The sequence below is a fragment of the Saccharopolyspora antiqui genome (assembly GCF_052246905.1).
In the GTDB taxonomy this organism is placed as follows: domain Bacteria; phylum Actinomycetota; class Actinomycetes; order Mycobacteriales; family Pseudonocardiaceae; genus Saccharopolyspora.
The window spans coordinates 261,839-277,000 of the sequence record NZ_JBQQBO010000005.1; the positions used below are offsets into that span (position 1 = coordinate 261,839).

Annotated in this window: 15 protein-coding genes and 1 pseudogene; 9 read left to right on the plus strand and 7 right to left on the minus strand. The window is 68.9% G+C overall.

Annotated elements, in window-relative coordinates:
- Positions 1–61: 61 nt before the first annotated feature.
- The 3 genes from ACTWQN_RS11740 (at position 62) to ACTWQN_RS11750 (ending at position 3,659) form a co-directional block, all read left to right on the plus strand.
- Positions 62–1,681, plus strand: a complete 1,620-nt coding sequence (locus ACTWQN_RS11740; RefSeq protein ID WP_443203429.1) for a sensor histidine kinase — start codon at positions 62–64, stop codon at positions 1,679–1,681.
- Positions 1,682–1,691: 10 nt separating this feature from the next.
- Positions 1,692–2,354 (plus strand): response regulator, encoded by a 663-nt coding sequence (locus tag ACTWQN_RS11745; RefSeq protein ID WP_443203430.1) that lies wholly within the window; start codon positions 1,692–1,694, stop codon positions 2,352–2,354.
- Between the two features lie 78 nt (positions 2,355–2,432).
- On the plus strand, positions 2,433–3,659 hold the full coding sequence (locus tag ACTWQN_RS11750; RefSeq protein ID WP_443203431.1) for an alpha/beta hydrolase family protein: 1,227 nt from the start codon (positions 2,433–2,435) through the stop codon (positions 3,657–3,659).
- Positions 3,660–3,800: 141 nt separating this feature from the next.
- On the opposite strand, the pseudogene ACTWQN_RS11755 reads toward ACTWQN_RS11750, so the two are convergent.
- The 4 genes and pseudogenes from ACTWQN_RS11755 to ACTWQN_RS11770 all read right to left on the minus strand — a co-directional run.
- Positions 3,801–3,911, minus strand: a pseudogene (locus ACTWQN_RS11755) (zinc-binding dehydrogenase); the annotation flags it as partial.
- Between the two features lie 332 nt (positions 3,912–4,243).
- The gene (locus ACTWQN_RS11760) at positions 4,244–6,337 is read right to left on the minus strand and encodes a xanthine dehydrogenase family protein molybdopterin-binding subunit (protein WP_443203432.1); all 2,094 of its coding nucleotides are present in this window, start codon (positions 6,335–6,337) and stop codon (positions 4,244–4,246) included.
- Complete coding sequence (locus ACTWQN_RS11765) at positions 6,334–6,801, minus strand: (2Fe-2S)-binding protein (protein ID WP_443203433.1); 468 nt, start codon at positions 6,799–6,801, stop codon at positions 6,334–6,336. The genes ACTWQN_RS11760 and ACTWQN_RS11765 overlap by 4 nt, the downstream gene beginning before the upstream one ends.
- Before the next feature lie 381 nt (positions 6,802–7,182).
- Positions 7,183–8,004, minus strand: coding sequence for a lipase family protein (locus ACTWQN_RS11770; RefSeq protein ID WP_443203434.1), 822 nt, complete (start codon positions 8,002–8,004; stop codon positions 7,183–7,185).
- A gap of 121 nt (positions 8,005–8,125) precedes the next feature.
- On the opposite strand from ACTWQN_RS11770, the gene ACTWQN_RS11775 reads away from it, so the two are divergent.
- The 3 genes from ACTWQN_RS11775 (at position 8,126) to ACTWQN_RS11785 (ending at position 10,597) form a co-directional block, all read left to right on the plus strand.
- Positions 8,126–8,281, plus strand: a complete 156-nt coding sequence (locus ACTWQN_RS11775) for a hypothetical protein (RefSeq protein WP_443203435.1) — start codon at positions 8,126–8,128, stop codon at positions 8,279–8,281.
- 444 nt (positions 8,282–8,725) lie between these two features.
- Positions 8,726–9,751 carry a GTP 3',8-cyclase MoaA gene (gene moaA, locus ACTWQN_RS11780; protein WP_443203436.1) on the plus strand — a complete coding sequence of 342 codons (1,026 nt, stop codon included), beginning with the start codon at positions 8,726–8,728 and terminating at the stop codon, positions 9,749–9,751.
- A gap of 78 nt (positions 9,752–9,829) precedes the next feature.
- Positions 9,830–10,597 (plus strand): IclR family transcriptional regulator, encoded by a 768-nt coding sequence (locus tag ACTWQN_RS11785; protein ID WP_443203437.1) that lies wholly within the window; start codon positions 9,830–9,832, stop codon positions 10,595–10,597.
- A 52-nt stretch (positions 10,598–10,649) separates the two neighbouring features.
- On the opposite strand, the gene ACTWQN_RS11790 is transcribed toward ACTWQN_RS11785, so the two are convergent.
- Both ACTWQN_RS11790 and ACTWQN_RS11795 read right to left on the minus strand, forming a co-directional pair.
- Positions 10,650–11,024 carry a DUF397 domain-containing protein gene (locus ACTWQN_RS11790; RefSeq protein ID WP_443203438.1) on the minus strand — a complete coding sequence of 125 codons (375 nt, stop codon included), beginning with the start codon at positions 11,022–11,024 and terminating at the stop codon, positions 10,650–10,652.
- The gene (locus ACTWQN_RS11795) at positions 11,021–11,893 is read right to left on the minus strand and encodes a helix-turn-helix domain-containing protein (protein WP_443203439.1); all 873 of its coding nucleotides are present in this window, start codon (positions 11,891–11,893) and stop codon (positions 11,021–11,023) included. Before ACTWQN_RS11795 ends, ACTWQN_RS11790 begins: the two co-directional genes overlap by 4 nt.
- A 209-nt stretch (positions 11,894–12,102) precedes the next feature.
- On the opposite strand from ACTWQN_RS11795, the gene ACTWQN_RS11800 reads away from it, so the two are divergent.
- Positions 12,103–12,603: a hypothetical protein gene (locus ACTWQN_RS11800; protein ID WP_443203440.1), complete on the plus strand. Its 501-nt coding sequence runs from the start codon at positions 12,103–12,105 to the stop codon at positions 12,601–12,603.
- Between the two features lie 138 nt (positions 12,604–12,741).
- Positions 12,742–13,755 carry an adenosine deaminase gene (locus ACTWQN_RS11805; RefSeq protein ID WP_443203441.1) on the plus strand — a complete coding sequence of 338 codons (1,014 nt, stop codon included), beginning with the start codon at positions 12,742–12,744 and terminating at the stop codon, positions 13,753–13,755.
- Between the two features lie 7 nt (positions 13,756–13,762).
- Here the strand turns inward: ACTWQN_RS11805 and ACTWQN_RS11810 are convergent, their stop codons facing one another.
- Positions 13,763–14,515, minus strand: coding sequence for an SDR family NAD(P)-dependent oxidoreductase (locus tag ACTWQN_RS11810; protein ID WP_443203442.1), 753 nt, complete (start codon positions 14,513–14,515; stop codon positions 13,763–13,765).
- Between the two features lie 262 nt (positions 14,516–14,777).
- On the opposite strand from ACTWQN_RS11810, the gene ACTWQN_RS11815 reads away from it, so the two are divergent.
- A complete protein-coding gene (locus ACTWQN_RS11815) occupies positions 14,778–15,152 on the plus strand; it encodes a glucose-6-phosphate isomerase family protein (protein ID WP_443203443.1) in 375 nt (124 codons plus the stop codon).
- The last annotated feature ends 10 nt before the right edge of the window (positions 15,153–15,162 follow it).

Here is a 15,162-nt window from a genome sequence, read left to right on the forward strand (position 1 = left end):
AGCATCACCCATTGTCCACTGTGGATGAATGATCGCGTCTCTGGCGCACTAGCATGGACGAGTGCTCGACGTGATCACACGGGGTGACCGGCCGCTGTCCGCGCTGCGAATGCGTTGGCCAGCGGCCGTACTGTGGGCGGTGTTGCTGGTTCCGCTGGTCCTGGAGGCGACGACCGTCGGCGACGCGGTCCTGCGCTGGGGCGAGCTGATCGTCGGCGGTCTGGTGCTCGGCGCGGCGGTGGTGCTCTTCGACCGCTTCCGGGTAGCGACGCTGGGGCTGTTCGTCGCCGCCGCGATGGTGGTCGCCCTGGTGCTGGAGCCCACCGCCACGCATCCGGGCCGGGTGTGGCCGTTCGGCGCGGCGGCGGTGTTCGGCTACCTCGCCGGGCGTCGGGTGGACCAGGCGCGTTCGGTGTTGCTGCCGCTGGCGGCGATCGTGTTGGCCGGGCTTCCGGTCAGCGTGCTGGCGGACAGTTCGGCGCGGGGCCGCTTCGGGTTGTTGTTCGGCCTCTACGACTGGTTCGTGCTGGTGCTGATCCTGCTGGTGGTGGTCGTGCTGCCGTGGCTGGTCGGCCGGTACCGGCGGTTGCGGGCGGAACTCGCCGCCGCAGGATGGGAGCGCGCCGCGCTGCTGGAGCGCCAGCAGCGGCTTGAGGTCGATCAGGCGCGACTGCGGGAACGCGCCCGAATAGCGCGGGACATGCACGATTCGCTCGGCCACGAGTGGAGCCTCGTCGCGCTGCGCGCGGCAGCCCTGGAGGTGGCCGCGGACCTGCCGGAACGGCGGCGCGCCATGGCGGGGGAGCTGCGTGCCAGCGTGGCGGACGCCACCGAGCGGCTGCGGGAAATCGTCGGGATGCTGCGCCCGGACGGCGATCCGGCCGAGGACGAACGGGTCGACATCGCCGGGTTGGTCGAGGGCGCCACCGACGTGGGTTTGGACGTCGGTTGGGAACCGGCGCAGCCGCCGCGGGGACTGCCAGCGGTCGTGGAGCGGGCGGCGCACCGGGTGGTCCAGGAAGGCCTGACCAACGCGGCCAAGCACGCACCCGGCGCGGCGGTCACCGTCCGGCTCGAACACCGCGCGGATAGCACGGTCGTCACCGTCGCGAACGGGCCACCGACCCGGCAGCCGGACGCGGCCGCGAGCGGCGGATACGGTCTCGTGGGCCTGGCGGAACGCGTCCGGCTGCTCGGCGGAACGCTCGATGCTGGTCCGCGGGACGACGGGTTCGCGCTGGTCGCGACGCTTCCGCACGACGCAAGTCCGAACGACCTGCCCGTGGATACCGAGTCGGTCCGGCAGCGCACCCGTGGCGAGGCGCGACGCCGCCTGATCGAGGTGATCCGGATGCCGGTGCTGGCGGGCACCGTCGTCGCGGTGCTCGGAATGGCGCTCTACGCCCTGGTCGGTGCGAACAACAGCCTCGATCCCGCGGTGTACGAGCGGATTCCGGTCGGCGCGGCGCGTTCGGAGGTCGATGGGCAGCTGCCCCCGTTCCAGATCCTCGGCGATCCCGAACGTATGCTCCCGGCACCACCGGAAGGCGCGGAATGCCGACAGTACTGGTCCAGCGAACAGCGCGACGACCAGCTTTTCTTCCGGTTCTGCTTCGTCGCCGACCGACTGGTGCTCAAGGAGGGCGTGCCGCGCAGCGCTATCTCGGCGGACTCGCAGTGAGGAGAACGGCGTGATCCGGGTATTGCTGGCCGACGACGACCCGCTGACCAGGGCGGGCATCCGCGCCGTGCTCGGCGAGGATCCGGAATTCGACGTGGTCGCCGAGGCAGCTGATGGCCGCGAGGCGGTGGAACTGGTTCAGGCGCACCGCCCGGACGTCGCACTGCTGGACATCGTGATGCCCCGGCTGGACGGGCTTTCGGCGGCGGCCGAGATCAGCGGGACCGCGCCGGGCACGGGCGTGATCATGCTGACGACCTTCTCCGAGGACGAACACATCGCACGCGCGTTCAGCGGCGGTGCCAGCGGTTTTCTGCTCAAGTCGGGCGATCCGCGCGAGCTGTTCGCCGGTGTTCGGGCGGTGGCGGGCGGTGCCGCGTACCTGTCGCCGAAGATCGCGCAGTGGGCCATCCGCCAGTTGGGCTCCGGCGGTGATCGGATGTCCAGCGCGGCGCGGGCCCGGCGGCTGGTCGACGGCCTCACCGCACGCGAGCGGGAGGTGCTGGCGCTGGTCGGCAACGGGTTGCCGAACGCGGAGATCGCCCGTCGGCTGCACGTGGTGGAAGGCACCGTGAAGGTCTTCGTCAGCGCGATCCTGCGCCGCCTGGAGGTGCCGAACCGGGTGCAGGCCGCGATCATCGCCTACGAGGCGGGCTTGGTCGAACGCGGCTGAACGGCTATATCTTTCGGCTAGTCCGGTTGGCGGCGTTCGACAGATGTCCGGCGCTGCCGCGGTCACGATGCTGAGCGCATGGCAAAGAAGAACTGGCGCAAGGCGCTCATCCCGACGCTGTGCGCGGGCGCGCTGGTCGCCGCGACCGGACTGGTCAGCGCGACCGCGGCGCCCCCGCCCCAGCAGCCCGTCGAACTCGCGCTGCCCGAGCCGACCGGCTCCCACCCGGTGGGCACCGCGGATCTGCACCTCGTCGACCACAGCCGCACCGACCCGTGGGAGGAGCAGCCGAACCAGCCGCGCGAACTGATGGTCTCGCTGTGGTACCCGGCCCTGTCGGTACCGCACCAGCCGAGCACCGCGCACTTAACGCCGGGCGTGGCGGAGTACTACGACCAGATTTCCAGCTCGCTCGGGGTGGTTCCCGGCACGGCCGACTTCGCCGGAACCCGCACCCATGCCCGGGCCGATGCCGTCCCGATCCCCGGGGAACGACCGGTGGTGCTCTACTCGCCGGGAGGTGGAAACTCGCGCCAGTTCGGTACCGCGCTCGTCGAGGACCTCGCCAGCCGGGGCTTCGTCGTGGTCACCATCGATCACACCTTCGCCTCGCCGGTGGAGTTCCCCGACCGGATGGAACTCCCGGCGAGCGGCGTGGACATGGCGCGGATGATGCGGGAACGGGTGCTGGACACCGGGTTCGTGCTCGACCAGCTCGGCGTGATCGCCTCGGGCGGCAACCCCGACGCGGCGCAGCGGCCGCTGCCACCCGGGATCCGGACCACTCTCGATCTGTCGCGGGTCGGCATGTTCGGCCACTCCATGGGCGGTTTCACCGCGGCCGAGACCATGCTCACCGACCAGCGGATCGACGCGGGCGCCAACCTCGACGGCAGCATGGACCCCAACTCGGGTCAGGCGGCGGCACGCGGTGCCGACCGTCCCTTCCTCCTGATGGGCGGTGGGACCAGCGGTTCCGCCAAGCTGCCCCACAACCACCTGCACGCCTCGGACTGGGCCTCGTTCTGGGCGAACTCCACCTCCTGGAAGCGGGACGTCTACCTGCCTGCCGCCGAGCACATGAGCTTCGCCGACTCCCAGGTGCTGTTGCCGCAGATCGACCGCGAGAAGCCGGTGCCACCGGAGGAGCTGGTCGGCGCGATCGGAACGGTGGATCCGCAGCGGAGCATCGCGGCGCAGCGCGACTACCTGGCGGCGTTCTTCGGGCTGCAGCTGCGCGGACAGCAGACGGACCTGTTCGACGGCGATTCCCCGACGCATCCCGATGCGCGATTGATCCCGTGACCATCCGCCAAATAGCCACATAGGACAGTCAGAGTTCCGCGATGTTGTCGGAGATGATGGCGATTTCACACGAAATCGCCATCTCTCATGCGCAGCGGGTGGCGTTTTCGCCGTCCTGCCGGAGCGCTCGTTCGCGGGTGGTCAGGGCACCAGCAGGGCTTTTCCGAGGATGCCGCGGGATTCGAGGGCGGCGTGCGCTTGGGCGGCCTTCTCCAGCGGGAAGACTTCGCCGATGACAGGCCGGATCCGGCCAAAGTCCAACGGTCGCGGAACCCAGGATCGAACGTCGACTTAACTAGAGATCAATGCCCTGTGCCGAGCGTCACGAAGCCCTAAGCGGAGTTGGATCCAGCAGCAGTACCGCCCAAGTGGAAACTCCGGCGACGGCCTCAACCCCAATTCGGGTGAGGAGTGAAGGGCACCTTTCGCCAACTTACTTGGTAAAAGGTGCCCTTCACCCATGACCGTCCAGGTGAACCCGCACGGTCCCAGCTCCGCTCCGGCGCGCTTCCGCACCGATCGAGTGGTGGGTGAAGGGCACCTTTGACCGACTATGCCGGTCAAAGGTGCCCTTCACCCCGAGTTCATCGCGCGTCGGAGGATTCGATGGCTGTGAGTACGGCTTCGGTGGTGATTGGTAGGTCGCGGACGCGGACTTCGATCGCGTTTGTCACCGCGTTGGCGATGGCGGCGGCGGTGGGGCCTTGGGCGGCTTCGCCCGCTCCGACGATCGGCGTGTCGGGCCGCTGGATGAGCTCGACATTGATGTGGGGGATCTCGCTGAAGCGTAGGATCGGGTAGCTTTCCCAGTCGTCGCTGGTGATTCGGCGGTTGTCGAAGCGGACCCGCTCCTTCAGCGTCCAACTGGTCGCCTGGATCGCGCCTCCCTCGATCTGGTTGCGCACTCCGTCCGGGTTGACCGCGAACCCGGCGTCGACGGCGATGGTCAGCTTCCGCACCCGGATGTCGTGCTCGGCCGCCACCTCGGCGACCACGGCGCAGTAGGCGCCCATGCCCTTGTAGCGGGCGAAACCGATGCCGCGACCGGTCTCCGGCGGAGTGCTGTCGTGCCATCCGGCTGCGGCGGCCGCGGTCTCCAACACCTGCCGGGCCCGCTCGTCGGTGAGGTGCGCCAGCCGGTATTCCAGCGGATCGCGGCCCGCCTCGGCGGCGAGTTCGTCCATGAAGGACTCGATGGCGAAGACGTTCATGAACGCACCGAGGGAGCGCAGTGCGGAGGACCGGATGGGGGTTTCGAGCAGTCGATGCGCGGTGATCCGCCGATTTCCCAGGTGGTAGCTGGGAATCGCATTGCGCGCCGTGCCCGCGGCCGGTAGCGGCGGATCGGTGGCGGCCGGTGGCTGCGTCCCGCCTGCCAGGTATGCCCCGGCGAGCAGGCCCGCGGCACCCGCGTACCCGGGCCGGGAGATGTGCCCCTGGCTGAACACGTCGTAGGTCCAGGACTGGACCGCCCCGGTGTCGTCGATGCTCGCCTCGACGTCGACCGCCATCGCCGAGCCGAACGGCGACCAGGACAGCTCGTCCTGGCGGCTCCACAGCACCTGCACCGGGCGGGTCGGCACGGCTCGGGCCAGCAGCACGGCGTCGAAGGCGGCGTCGTCGGCCGCGTTGTGCCCGTAGCAGCCCGCGTTCTCGACGTGCTGGACGTTGATCGCCGCCACATCGAGGCCGAGGGTGGCCGCGATCACCTCCCGCAGCCGGTGGATGCCCTGGCTGTGGCTCCAGACCGAGATCGTGCCATCGGAACCCCAGCGGGCGACGCCGCAGCTCGGCGCCATCGAGGCATGTGCGAGAAACGGCCTGCTGTACTGCGCGCGCAGCCGTTTTCCCGCTGCGCCTGCCGGGTTTTCCGCGACCACCGGGACCGTCTCGTGCGGGCCGCGCTTCAGGAACGACACCAAGTCGTCCTCATCCGGGAGCTTGGTGGTCTCCTCCCAACCGCTGGCCTGCCGCAACTGCTCGGCGGCGCGCACGACGGCGGCCTCGTCGTCGCCGACCACGCCGAGGAAGGAGCCGTCCCGAACCACCCGCACATCCGGCGGCAGCGCGATGTCGTCCACCCGCAACAGGCGCGCGCCGGGCGACGGCGGACGCACCACCCGCCCGAACAGCAGACCCGGCAGCCGCAGGTCGGTGATGAACCGGGGCCGACCGGCGATCTTGTCCGGCAGGTCGAGCCGCGCCACGTCGGTACCGGCGACGAGCATGTCCGCAGCGGGCTTGGTGGGAACGTCGGTGCGTGCTTCGACGTCGAGATCGACGCTGCCGGACAACTCGCCGTACGTCGTCTGCCGGGTGCCGTCGGTCGTCTGGATGCGACCGTCGGCGACTTCGAGCGCGTCGACGTCCACCTGCCAACGGCGAGCGGCCTCGGCCAGCAGCAGCGCTCGCACGTTGGCGCAGACCAGCCGCAGTTTCGGACCGGAAGTGGACAGCGACAGACTGCCCGCCGTCACACCCCCGTCCGGACCTCTTCCGGTGTCGGCGGGCAGCATCCGGATCCGCGCCATGCCGAGGTCGAGTTCGTCGGCGGCCAGCTGTCCGAACGCGGTCAGCACGCCCTGCCCCAGTTCGACCTTGCCGACGCGCACCTCGGCGATGCCGTCTTCGGTGATCGTGACCCAGTCGGACAGGACGAGTTCGAATGTGTCGGTCATCGCGCCGCGCTCCCCGCCTTGAGCACTGCTCGGACGATGCGTTGGTGCGCGCCGCAGCGGCAGAGGTTGCGGTCCAGCGCCTCGACCACGGCGTCCTCGTCGGGGTTGGGCGTGGACTCCAGCAGCGCCGCCGCCCGGACGGCGATTCCCGAGATGCAGAACGCGCACTGGGCGGCCTGCTCGTCGAGCAGCGCCTGCTGCACCGGGTGCAGCCGATCACCGTCGGCCAGTCCTTCGACGGTGATCACGGAGGTGCCTTCGGCCGACCACATCGGAGTGTCGCAGGAGGGCACCACCTGACCGTCCATCCGGACGAAGCAGGCCCCGCACATGCCCAGGCCGCAACCGAACCGCGAACCCACCAGACCCAGCTGGTTGCGCAGGACGGTGAGCAGCGGAGTGTCCGGCTCGGCGGTCACCCGCACGTCGCGCCCGTTGACAGTCAGGGTGAATCGCCTGGTCATCGCCGCATCCCCTCGAAGTGCCGGTCGGGCAACCGCGGCCTCCGCCGCGTCGATCCCGACATCGTCGCAGTGCGCCGCGCCAGGCCCCTCCTCCTGGGGCGACGCTGCGAAGCCCACGTTCAGGCTAGTCGCTGCATCCGTTCCCGGCGACGGCCAGCGGAAATGCGGCGGTTCCGCCGTGATGACCATTCGCGACAGCGGTCTGGACCTGTGCGCCTCACGCGGACTCGCCGGGTCGCAATCGATTACCGGGTCTCGGGGCGTCCACATCGACGCGAAGTCGACAGTCCTATGTGGATTCTCATGCGAGCGGGCGTCAGTTCCACAGGGAACTGACGCCCGCGAATGGCCGGAAAGTCCGGCCAATTGGGTACACCCCGGTCAGGGCATGTTCTTCTCGATCAGTTCGAGGTAGCGGTCGATCTGGTGGTCGCGGATGCCGTCGGCGGCCGGGGCGAACACGTCGCTGGTGAAGCCGGTGAACTTGTCCGCGAATCCGCTCATCACCGAGACCTTCTCGCGCAGAGCGCCCCGGTTGTCGAAGTAGCGCACGTCGTGCACGTGGTGGAACACCGGCTCCGGTGGCAGTTGCGGGACGATGTCGTTGTTGTTGACGAACCGGAACACCCGCGAGGCGAGCGCCTGGTTGTACGGGTCGGCCAGCATTCGGTCGCAGGTGCGCGGCTGACCGAAGGTGTAGACCCCGTCGGGCAGCAGCGCGGGCTCCTCGAAGAACATCCGGGCGGAGGCGAGCATGGCCAGCGCGCCGCCGAGGCTGTGGCCGGTGAACCACAGCGTCTGGCCGTTGTCCCGGAACTGCTCCACCGCGTCGCGCACCGACGGGTAGATCGCGTCCAGCGCCCGGCTGAAGCCCCAGTGCACGAAACCCCTGCCCGCAGGCCCGGGGGCGGCGAGCGTGTTGGTGTCGGTGAGCCAGTCCTGGATCTTCTTGGGCTCGGTGCCCCGGAACGCGACGATGATCATCCGCTCGCTGGCCGCCACGAACGCCTGGGTGTCGGAGATCGGGAACGACGCGTCGAGCTCGGCGTGGAAGTACTCGCACCGATCGAAGCCCCACTGCATGGTGGTGTCGCGGATCGTTGTCTCCTCGTCGTAGGCGAGCTTGGCCGCCTTGGCGAGCCAGTAGGCGTGCTGCAGTTGGTAGTCGGTCACCGTGTGGTCGAGTTCGGACACCGTCGCCATGGTTGGCCTCCGTGAAATGGTTTCGAGATCTTTTCGGCGCGTCCGTGAACTTGCCTTGGGCGCGTTTTCGCAACTATGGCAACGAAAGATTCGGCCCGCAGACCGCTGGTCACCTGAAGGGATGGACACCGTGATCCGGTTCAGCGACAGACCCCGAGCGGGCAATGCGCACCGGCGCTGCCCGAGATCGACGTCGCCGGTGCTCGACACCACCGAGGCCAGGCTCATCCACCCGGTGCACGGCGTCGGCTACGTGCTCCGCGCGCCGAGATCATGATCGCCGGTCTCCGGCGCCGGATCAGTGGGTTGTCGGTGCGCGCTCGGGTGCTGCTCATCGCGATCTCCCTGCTCGTGGTCGGGCTGGCGGTCGGCCATCGTGGAACTCGCCGAGCAGGACCGCGCGGTGAAGTGGATCGTCTCGCCCCGGACCCGGGTCATCGAGGACTGTCGGGTTGACCGGCTCTGGCCGCTGCCAGCGCAGCGCATTCCCATTCGTCTAATGTGGACGGACCGCGGGTCGCTATGGGGACGAAGGACAGCCTGCTGAGGCTGTCGACTGCATCGCGCAGGCGGGCCCGTGAAGTGCTTTCCCAGGAACACCGCTGGGCGCACCGGGCACATCGCGGCCCCGTGGATGCGGCGAGTGGAATGCCGTTGTTGCCGCCGCTGCGCACGGGTAGCACCATCGGTGGTAGGGCGTCGTGACGCGCTGGAGGCGGGGATGCGGAACTCCGAACGCGCCGGAGCGGACCGGTTCGGCCGGTGGCTGCGGGACTTGCGGATCTCGGTGACGGACCGGTGCAACTTCCGCTGCCGCTACTGCATGCCCCGGGAGGTCTTCGGCGCCGACCACGTGTTCCTGGACCGCTCGGAGCTGCTGACCTTCGAGGAGATCACCAGGCTGGTGCGTGCCTTCGCCCACCATGGCGTCCGGAAGATCCGGTTGACCGGCGGCGAACCCCTGCTGCGTCGCGAGCTGGAGAAGCTGGTGGCGATGCTCGTCGAGGTCGACGGGATCGACGACGTCGCCCTGACCACCAACGCCTCGCTGCTGGCCGCCAAGGCGCGGCCGCTGCGCGACGCGGGCCTGTCGCGGGTGACGGTCAGCCTCGACTCGCTGGACGCGGACCGGTTCGCGCGGATCAGCGACACGCGGGTGCCGCTGGCGCAGGTGCTGCGCGGGATCGCCACGGCCGAGGAAGTGGGCCTGGCCCCGATCAAGATCAACACCGTGGTCAAGCGCGGTATGAACGATGGCGCGGACATCCTCGAACTGGCCGAGTTCGGTCGCGAGCACGGCTACGTCGTGCGGTTCATCGAGTACATGGACGTCGGTACCACCAACGGGTGGCGGATGGCCGACGTGGTGCCCGCCCGCGAGATCGTCGAACGCCTGCACGCCGCCTGGCCGGTGACCGCGGTGGACCCCGACTACCCCGGCGAGGTCGCCCAGCGCTACCGGTACCTGGACGGCCGAGGCGAGGTCGGGATCATCGCCTCGGTGACCGAGCCGTTCTGCCGCACCTGCACCCGGGCCCGCCTCTCGGCGCAGGGCGAGCTGTTCACCTGCCTGTTCGCCGCCCGTGGACACGACCTGCGGGCGTTGGTGCGCGGCGGCGCCGACGACGCCGAACTGCGGCACCGCATCGAAGCGATCTGGGGCCGCCGCACCGACCGCTACTCGCAGCTGCGCACCTCCGAGACCACCAACCTCCCCAAGGTCGAGATGTCCTACATCGGCGGTTGAAATCCGGGCGAGCAGGACTCGCCCGGTCGTTTCGGTTGAAAGTGCCGCGCACCGGGCCGCCGATTAGATTCGGTGAGCATGCCGGGCCCTGTTCAGTCGATCGCGCGCGCGGCGGCGATCCTGCGCCTGCTCGCTCGCGGAGCGGGCTGCTTGGGCGTCGGCGAGATCGCGGATTCCCTCGATCTGGCCCGGCCCACCGCGCACGGCATCCTCCGCACGCTGCGGCAGGTCGGCTTCGTCGAGCAGGATCGGGCGACCGCCAAGTACCGGATCGGCGGATCGCTGGCGGACCTGGCCACCCGCTGCGTCGACGTCGACGAACTGCGCTCGTGCTCGCGCAACTGGGCCGACGCGCTCGCCACGCGCAGCCGGGAAGCCGTCCGAATCGGCTGCCAGGTGGAAGGCGGCGTCCTCGTGGTGCACCACGTGTTCCGGCCCGACAGTTCGCCGCAGGCACTGGACACCGGCACGTCCCTCCCGCTGCACGCCACCGCCCTGGGAAAGGTGCTGCTGGCATCCGATCCCGATCTCGCGGCCGCCGCGGCGGACCGCGGGCTGGACTCGCTGACCCGGTGCACGATCACCACGCCGGACGTGCTCGGCCCCGCGCTGCGCCGGGTGCGCGATGTCGGCTGGGCCGCCGAGATCGAGGAGTTCATGCCGGGCGTGGTGGGCGTGGCCGCGCCGATCCGCGGCTACGGCGGGCTGGTCGTCGGCGCGGTCGGCGTGTCCGGCGCTGCGGAGCGGATCTGCGGTTCCGGACAACAGCCCAAGTCCGCGCTGGTGAACCAGGTGTGCGAGACAGCGGGCGCGATCTCCCGAGACCTCGCAACGCACGGCTTCTGAACCGGTGCGTGCTCGCCACGGCACGCCGCGCCCGGTGGTGTCGTGGATCGGGTCAGGCCGCGGGTTCGGCGGTGTGCGGTAGGTCGAACTCACCATCGCCGACCCCGGCGACGAACGCATCCCACTCGGCGGGGGTGTAGGACAGCGTTAACGATGCCGTGGCGCGCGGTCGGAGGTCGACGCCGCCATCGGCGCGGTGCGCGATGCGGATCGTGCGGTTGGCACCGGCAGGCAGTCGGCCGGTGACCTCGGCGAGGACGGTCGGCCACTCGGCTTCGGGCACCGCGATGCTGGGCCCGTTGCCGTGGTCCTTGGAATCCCGAACGCGGACAGCACCCCCACCGAAGCGGATCTCGACGCACGCTTGTGACGGGTTGCTGTAGGAGCTCTTGAACCAGGCGGATGCGGTCGGCGAAACGCTTCTCATGATGTCTCCATCTCCTTGCGGATCTGATGGATCATCTCAAGTGAGTCGTCGAGATCCAGAGCACGGTCCACCGCTTCATCGAAGCTAGCGCTGAGTTCGCGTACGACGTGTGGCTTGTCGATCAAAGATCCCCTGGTCACGGACTCCTGCCAGACCATATCGGGCATCCAACGGGATTCGAACGACAAAACCCAAAGGCCACCGCCGATGAGCGGATGCGCTCCGGCGGAGTAAGGCATGACATGGATTTTGATGTGGTCGCGGCGTTCTTCGCTGAGTTTGCCCAAGCGTGCCAGCTGGTTGACCATGATCTCTCGGCTGCCCACTTCCTGTCGGAGCGCGGTCTGCCCGATGATCACGGTCAACGTGAACGAGTCCGTGTCATCCAGACGACTCTGGCGCGCTAGCCGAGATTCGACTCGTGGCCCGACGTCAACAGGTTTGATGTACGGAGATCCGCCTCGGACCATGGCGCGGGCGTAGTCGGCGGTCTGCAGGAGACCAGGAATCGTCTCGGCTGCGTACTCGCGTTCTGCCGAGGCGCCTGCCTCAAGTCCGACGAACCGCAGGAATTCTTCTGAGTACATCCGGGAATAGTCGTCCCACCACTCGCGCCGCTCGGCTTGCGCGCGCAGTTGTTCGAGTTCGGCGCGCTCGTCGTCGGAGAGCTCGTAGACGCGGGCGAGCTCGTTGAGCTTGGTCGCGGTGAGCTTGCGCTTGGCGATCTCGATCGAGGACATGTTGTTGCCGCCGATGCCAGTCGTCTTCCCGACCGCCGCGGCCGTGAACCCGAGCTGCTCGCGGCGTTCGCGCAGGCGCAGTCCCAGTTCGAGTGCCTGGACCGTGCTCGACGCAGGTGCTCGTCCCATCGATGCAGTTCTCCCTTTGATTTCGGGGCCGTTGGGCGAAATGCCGAGCCGAGTATCACAGGCCGCCCAGGCGCCACCCGATCGAACGATGTTGTTATGAGTACTCTCACGATACTTTGATCATACGATAGGCAGTATCGAGATCTACTGAATCTTTCTCATAATCCACGACCGATGCGACGGCCGTTCGGGCCGTCGGAGGAGGGGCGATGCAGCAGCGGCGAACCGTACCGGGCGCGCTGGCGACATCCGGCAACAGCGACCAGCTCCAGTACTTCCAGTACCGACGCGGCGCTGTCCCGGAGTGGTGCCGGTTCTCCCACATGCTTCGCGGCACAACGGATTCCCTGGCCATCTCGTGGTGTCGGCAGCGCTTCCGGCTCGACGCCGTCGAGGAATGCGCGCCGCCCGACGGGGGTACGCCCGGTCTGCCGGAGGCCGTCCAGTCGTGCACCGACTGCATGGTGTCCTTCGCATTCCGGGGATCCGAGCGGGAAGTCCTACCGGATGCCGCGGAGATCCCGGCGCGGATCGATACGCCGGAGCAGATGGTGTCGGCAATGCGCTTGCTGGAACACGACCTGGGCTGCGAAGCGGAACAGCTCTCCGTCGACGACGTGGACACCGAACGCCTCGGCTGCCTCGCCGCCGAGACCGAGCAGCTGGCCCGCGCGCTCCGCCGCTTCGGTTGGTTGGCTGATCGACGCTAGTGCCGTACCTGGGGGTGTTGGCGGCGATTTCGCGCGAAATCGCCGCCTTGCCCCTCGGCCGCCCGCTCGGGTTCGACCGCAGGAGTCCGGTCGGGGTGGCTCATCGATCTCCGGAGCGAATCGGGGAAAAATAGGCCCGTGACCGAGATCGAGGAATTCATCGCCGGGGTCCCGAAGTGCGAACTGCACCTGCACATCGAGGGCACCCTCGAACCCGAGCTGAAGTTCGAGCTGGCCGCGCGCAACGGCCTCACCCTGCCCTACGCGGACGCCGCCGAGATGCGCGCGGCGTACGAATTCAACGACCTGCCGTCGTTCCTGCGGGTGTACTACGAAGGCATGGCCGTGCTGCTGACCGAGCAGGACTTCTACGACCTCGCCTGGGCCTACCTGACCAAGGCGCGGGCGCAGCAGGTGCGCTACGCGGAGCTGTTCTTCGACCCGCAGGCGCACACCTCGCGCGGCGTCTCCTTCGACACGGTGATCCGCGGGCTGCGCCGCGCCGTGCTGGACGCGCGCCGACTGCTCGACGTGCGCGCCCAGCTGATCATGTGCTTCCTGCGGGACTTCTCCGCCGAGTACGCGATGGCGACGCTGCTGGAATCCTTGCCGTACAAGGAATGGATCGTCGGAGTCGGGTTGGACTCCGATGAGCACGGCAACCCGCCGGTCAAGTTCGCCGCGGTCTTCCAGCGGGCCCGCGCCGAAGGGTACTTCCTGACCATGCACTGCGACGTGGACCAGGAGAACTCGACCGAGCACATCCGCCAGTGCCTGGAAGTGATCGGCGTGGACCGGATCGACCACGGCGTCAACTCCCTCGACGACCCGGCGCTGCACACCGAAATCGCCCGGCGCGGACTCGGCCTGACGGTGTGCCCGATCTCCAACGGATACGTGCGCGGCGACCTCGGCCACCAGGCGATCCGGCGGATGCTGGACCTGGGCATGCGGGTGACCGTCAACTCCGACGACCCGGCCTACTTCAACGGCTACGTCACGGAGAACCTGCTCGCGCTCAGCGAAGCGATCGCCATCTCGCCGCGGGACGTGCTCCAGCTGGAGCGCAACGCGTTCGAGATCGCCTGGTTGCCGAACGCGCTCAAGGACGCCTACCTGGCCGAACTGGCGGCCTACGAGCAGGCCCCGTGACCGCCGGTCACCAGACGGTGTAGCCGCCGTCTACGACGAGATCGGTGCCGGTGCAGAAGCTGGCCGCGTCGGAGGCCAGGAAGACCACGGCCGGGGCGATCTCGCGCGGTTGGGCGACGCGACCCATCGGGGTGCCCTCGATCCACGCCCGGCGCCATTCCTCGTTGCTCATCCCGAGTTGCGTCATCTCGGTGCCGACGTAGCCGGGGGAGATGGAGTTGACCCGGACCCCGCGCGCGGACCACTCACCGGCCAGCGACTTGGTCAGGTGGATGACGCCCGCCTTCGCCGCGTTGTAGGCGGACTGGGGCTGCGGGTGGTTGGCGATGTGGCCGCTCATGCTGCCGGTGTTGATGATGCTGCCCGAGCCCTGCCGGAGCATCTGCCTGCCCGCCGCGCGGCAGCAGTAGAACACCCCGTCCAGGTTCACCGCCAGCACCCGGCGCCAGTCCGCGTCGCTGAGGTCCTCGCTGGGGTGGTTGTGCGCGATTCCGGCGTTGTTCACCGCGATGTCGAGCGCCCCGGCCGTGGTCACGACGTGCTCGAAGGCGGCGTCGACGCTGGCCGAGTCGGTGACGTCGGCGGCGACGAACTCCACGCCGAGGCGCTGCGCGGTGGCGCCGCCGGTGTCGGGGTTGATGTCGCAGATGAACACCCTGGCGCGCGCGTCGCGCAGCGCGGTCGCGATGGCCTCGCCGATGCCCCGCGCACCGCCGGTCACTACCGCGGTCTTGCCTTCGAGGGTGAAGAGATCGGTCATTTTCTCCCCTGGTCGGTGGTTGGCGCGCCGACGGCGCGGGACCGCTGCCGTCGGCGGCCTCGTGGAATTCTCGGTGGTCAGCGGTGATCGCGCTCGAACCAGGGCTCCAGGCTCGCATAGGCGTCGAGGAATTCGGCGTGGCGGCGGGCGTAGTCGGCGTGCCGGTCGGTGCTGGGGGAGAACTCGTCCTGCGCGGTGGACAGGTTCTGGGCGATGCGGAAGTCGTCGACGAGGCCGCTGCCGACTGATCACCGGGACCAGCGTGCTGGAACCGGGCAGGGTCGGCGACGAGTACTTCATGACCCGCGGCCACCTGCACGCCGTCGCCGACCGCGCCGAACTCTACTTCGGCCTCGCCGGGCACGGCGTCATGCTGTTGGACACCCTCGACGGCGGCAGTGAGGCCATCGAGATCAACCCTGGTCAGGCCGTGTACGTGCCCGGCCACTGGGTGCACCGCAGCGTCAACGTCGGTGCCGAGCGGCTGGTCACGCTGTTCTGCTACGCGGCGGATGCCGGTCAGGACTACGACATCATCGAGCGGGCCGGTGGCATGCGGAACCTGGTGGTGGCAACCGGCGACGGTTGGACGACCAAGCCCAACCCCGAGCACACCGGCTACCAGCTGTTGAAGTAGCGCGGCAAGA

Coding starts and splice junctions, on each gene's coding strand:
- ACTWQN_RS11750 (WP_443203431.1), top strand. CDS start 2,433: ATGGCAAAGAAGAACTGGCGCAAGGCGCTCATCCCGACGCTGTGCGCG.
- ACTWQN_RS11800 (WP_443203440.1), top strand. CDS start 12,103: ATGCAGCAGCGGCGAACCGTACCGGGCGCGCTGGCGACATCCGGCAAC.
- ACTWQN_RS11760 (WP_443203432.1), bottom strand. CDS start 6,337: ATGACCGACACATTCGAACTCGTCCTGTCCGACTGGGTCACGATCACC.
- ACTWQN_RS11795 (WP_443203439.1), bottom strand. CDS start 11,893: ATGGGACGAGCACCTGCGTCGAGCACGGTCCAGGCACTCGAACTGGGA.
- ACTWQN_RS11765 (WP_443203433.1), bottom strand. CDS start 6,801: ATGACCAGGCGATTCACCCTGACTGTCAACGGGCGCGACGTGCGGGTG.
- ACTWQN_RS11785 (WP_443203437.1), top strand. CDS start 9,830: ATGCCGGGCCCTGTTCAGTCGATCGCGCGCGCGGCGGCGATCCTGCGC.
- moaA (WP_443203436.1), top strand. CDS start 8,726: ATGCGGAACTCCGAACGCGCCGGAGCGGACCGGTTCGGCCGGTGGCTG.
- ACTWQN_RS11790 (WP_443203438.1), bottom strand. CDS start 11,024: ATGAGAAGCGTTTCGCCGACCGCATCCGCCTGGTTCAAGAGCTCCTAC.
- ACTWQN_RS11775 (WP_443203435.1), top strand. CDS start 8,126: ATGGACACCGTGATCCGGTTCAGCGACAGACCCCGAGCGGGCAATGCG.
- ACTWQN_RS11770 (WP_443203434.1), bottom strand. CDS start 8,004: ATGGCGACGGTGTCCGAACTCGACCACACGGTGACCGACTACCAACTG.
- ACTWQN_RS11810 (WP_443203442.1), bottom strand. CDS start 14,515: ATGACCGATCTCTTCACCCTCGAAGGCAAGACCGCGGTAGTGACCGGC.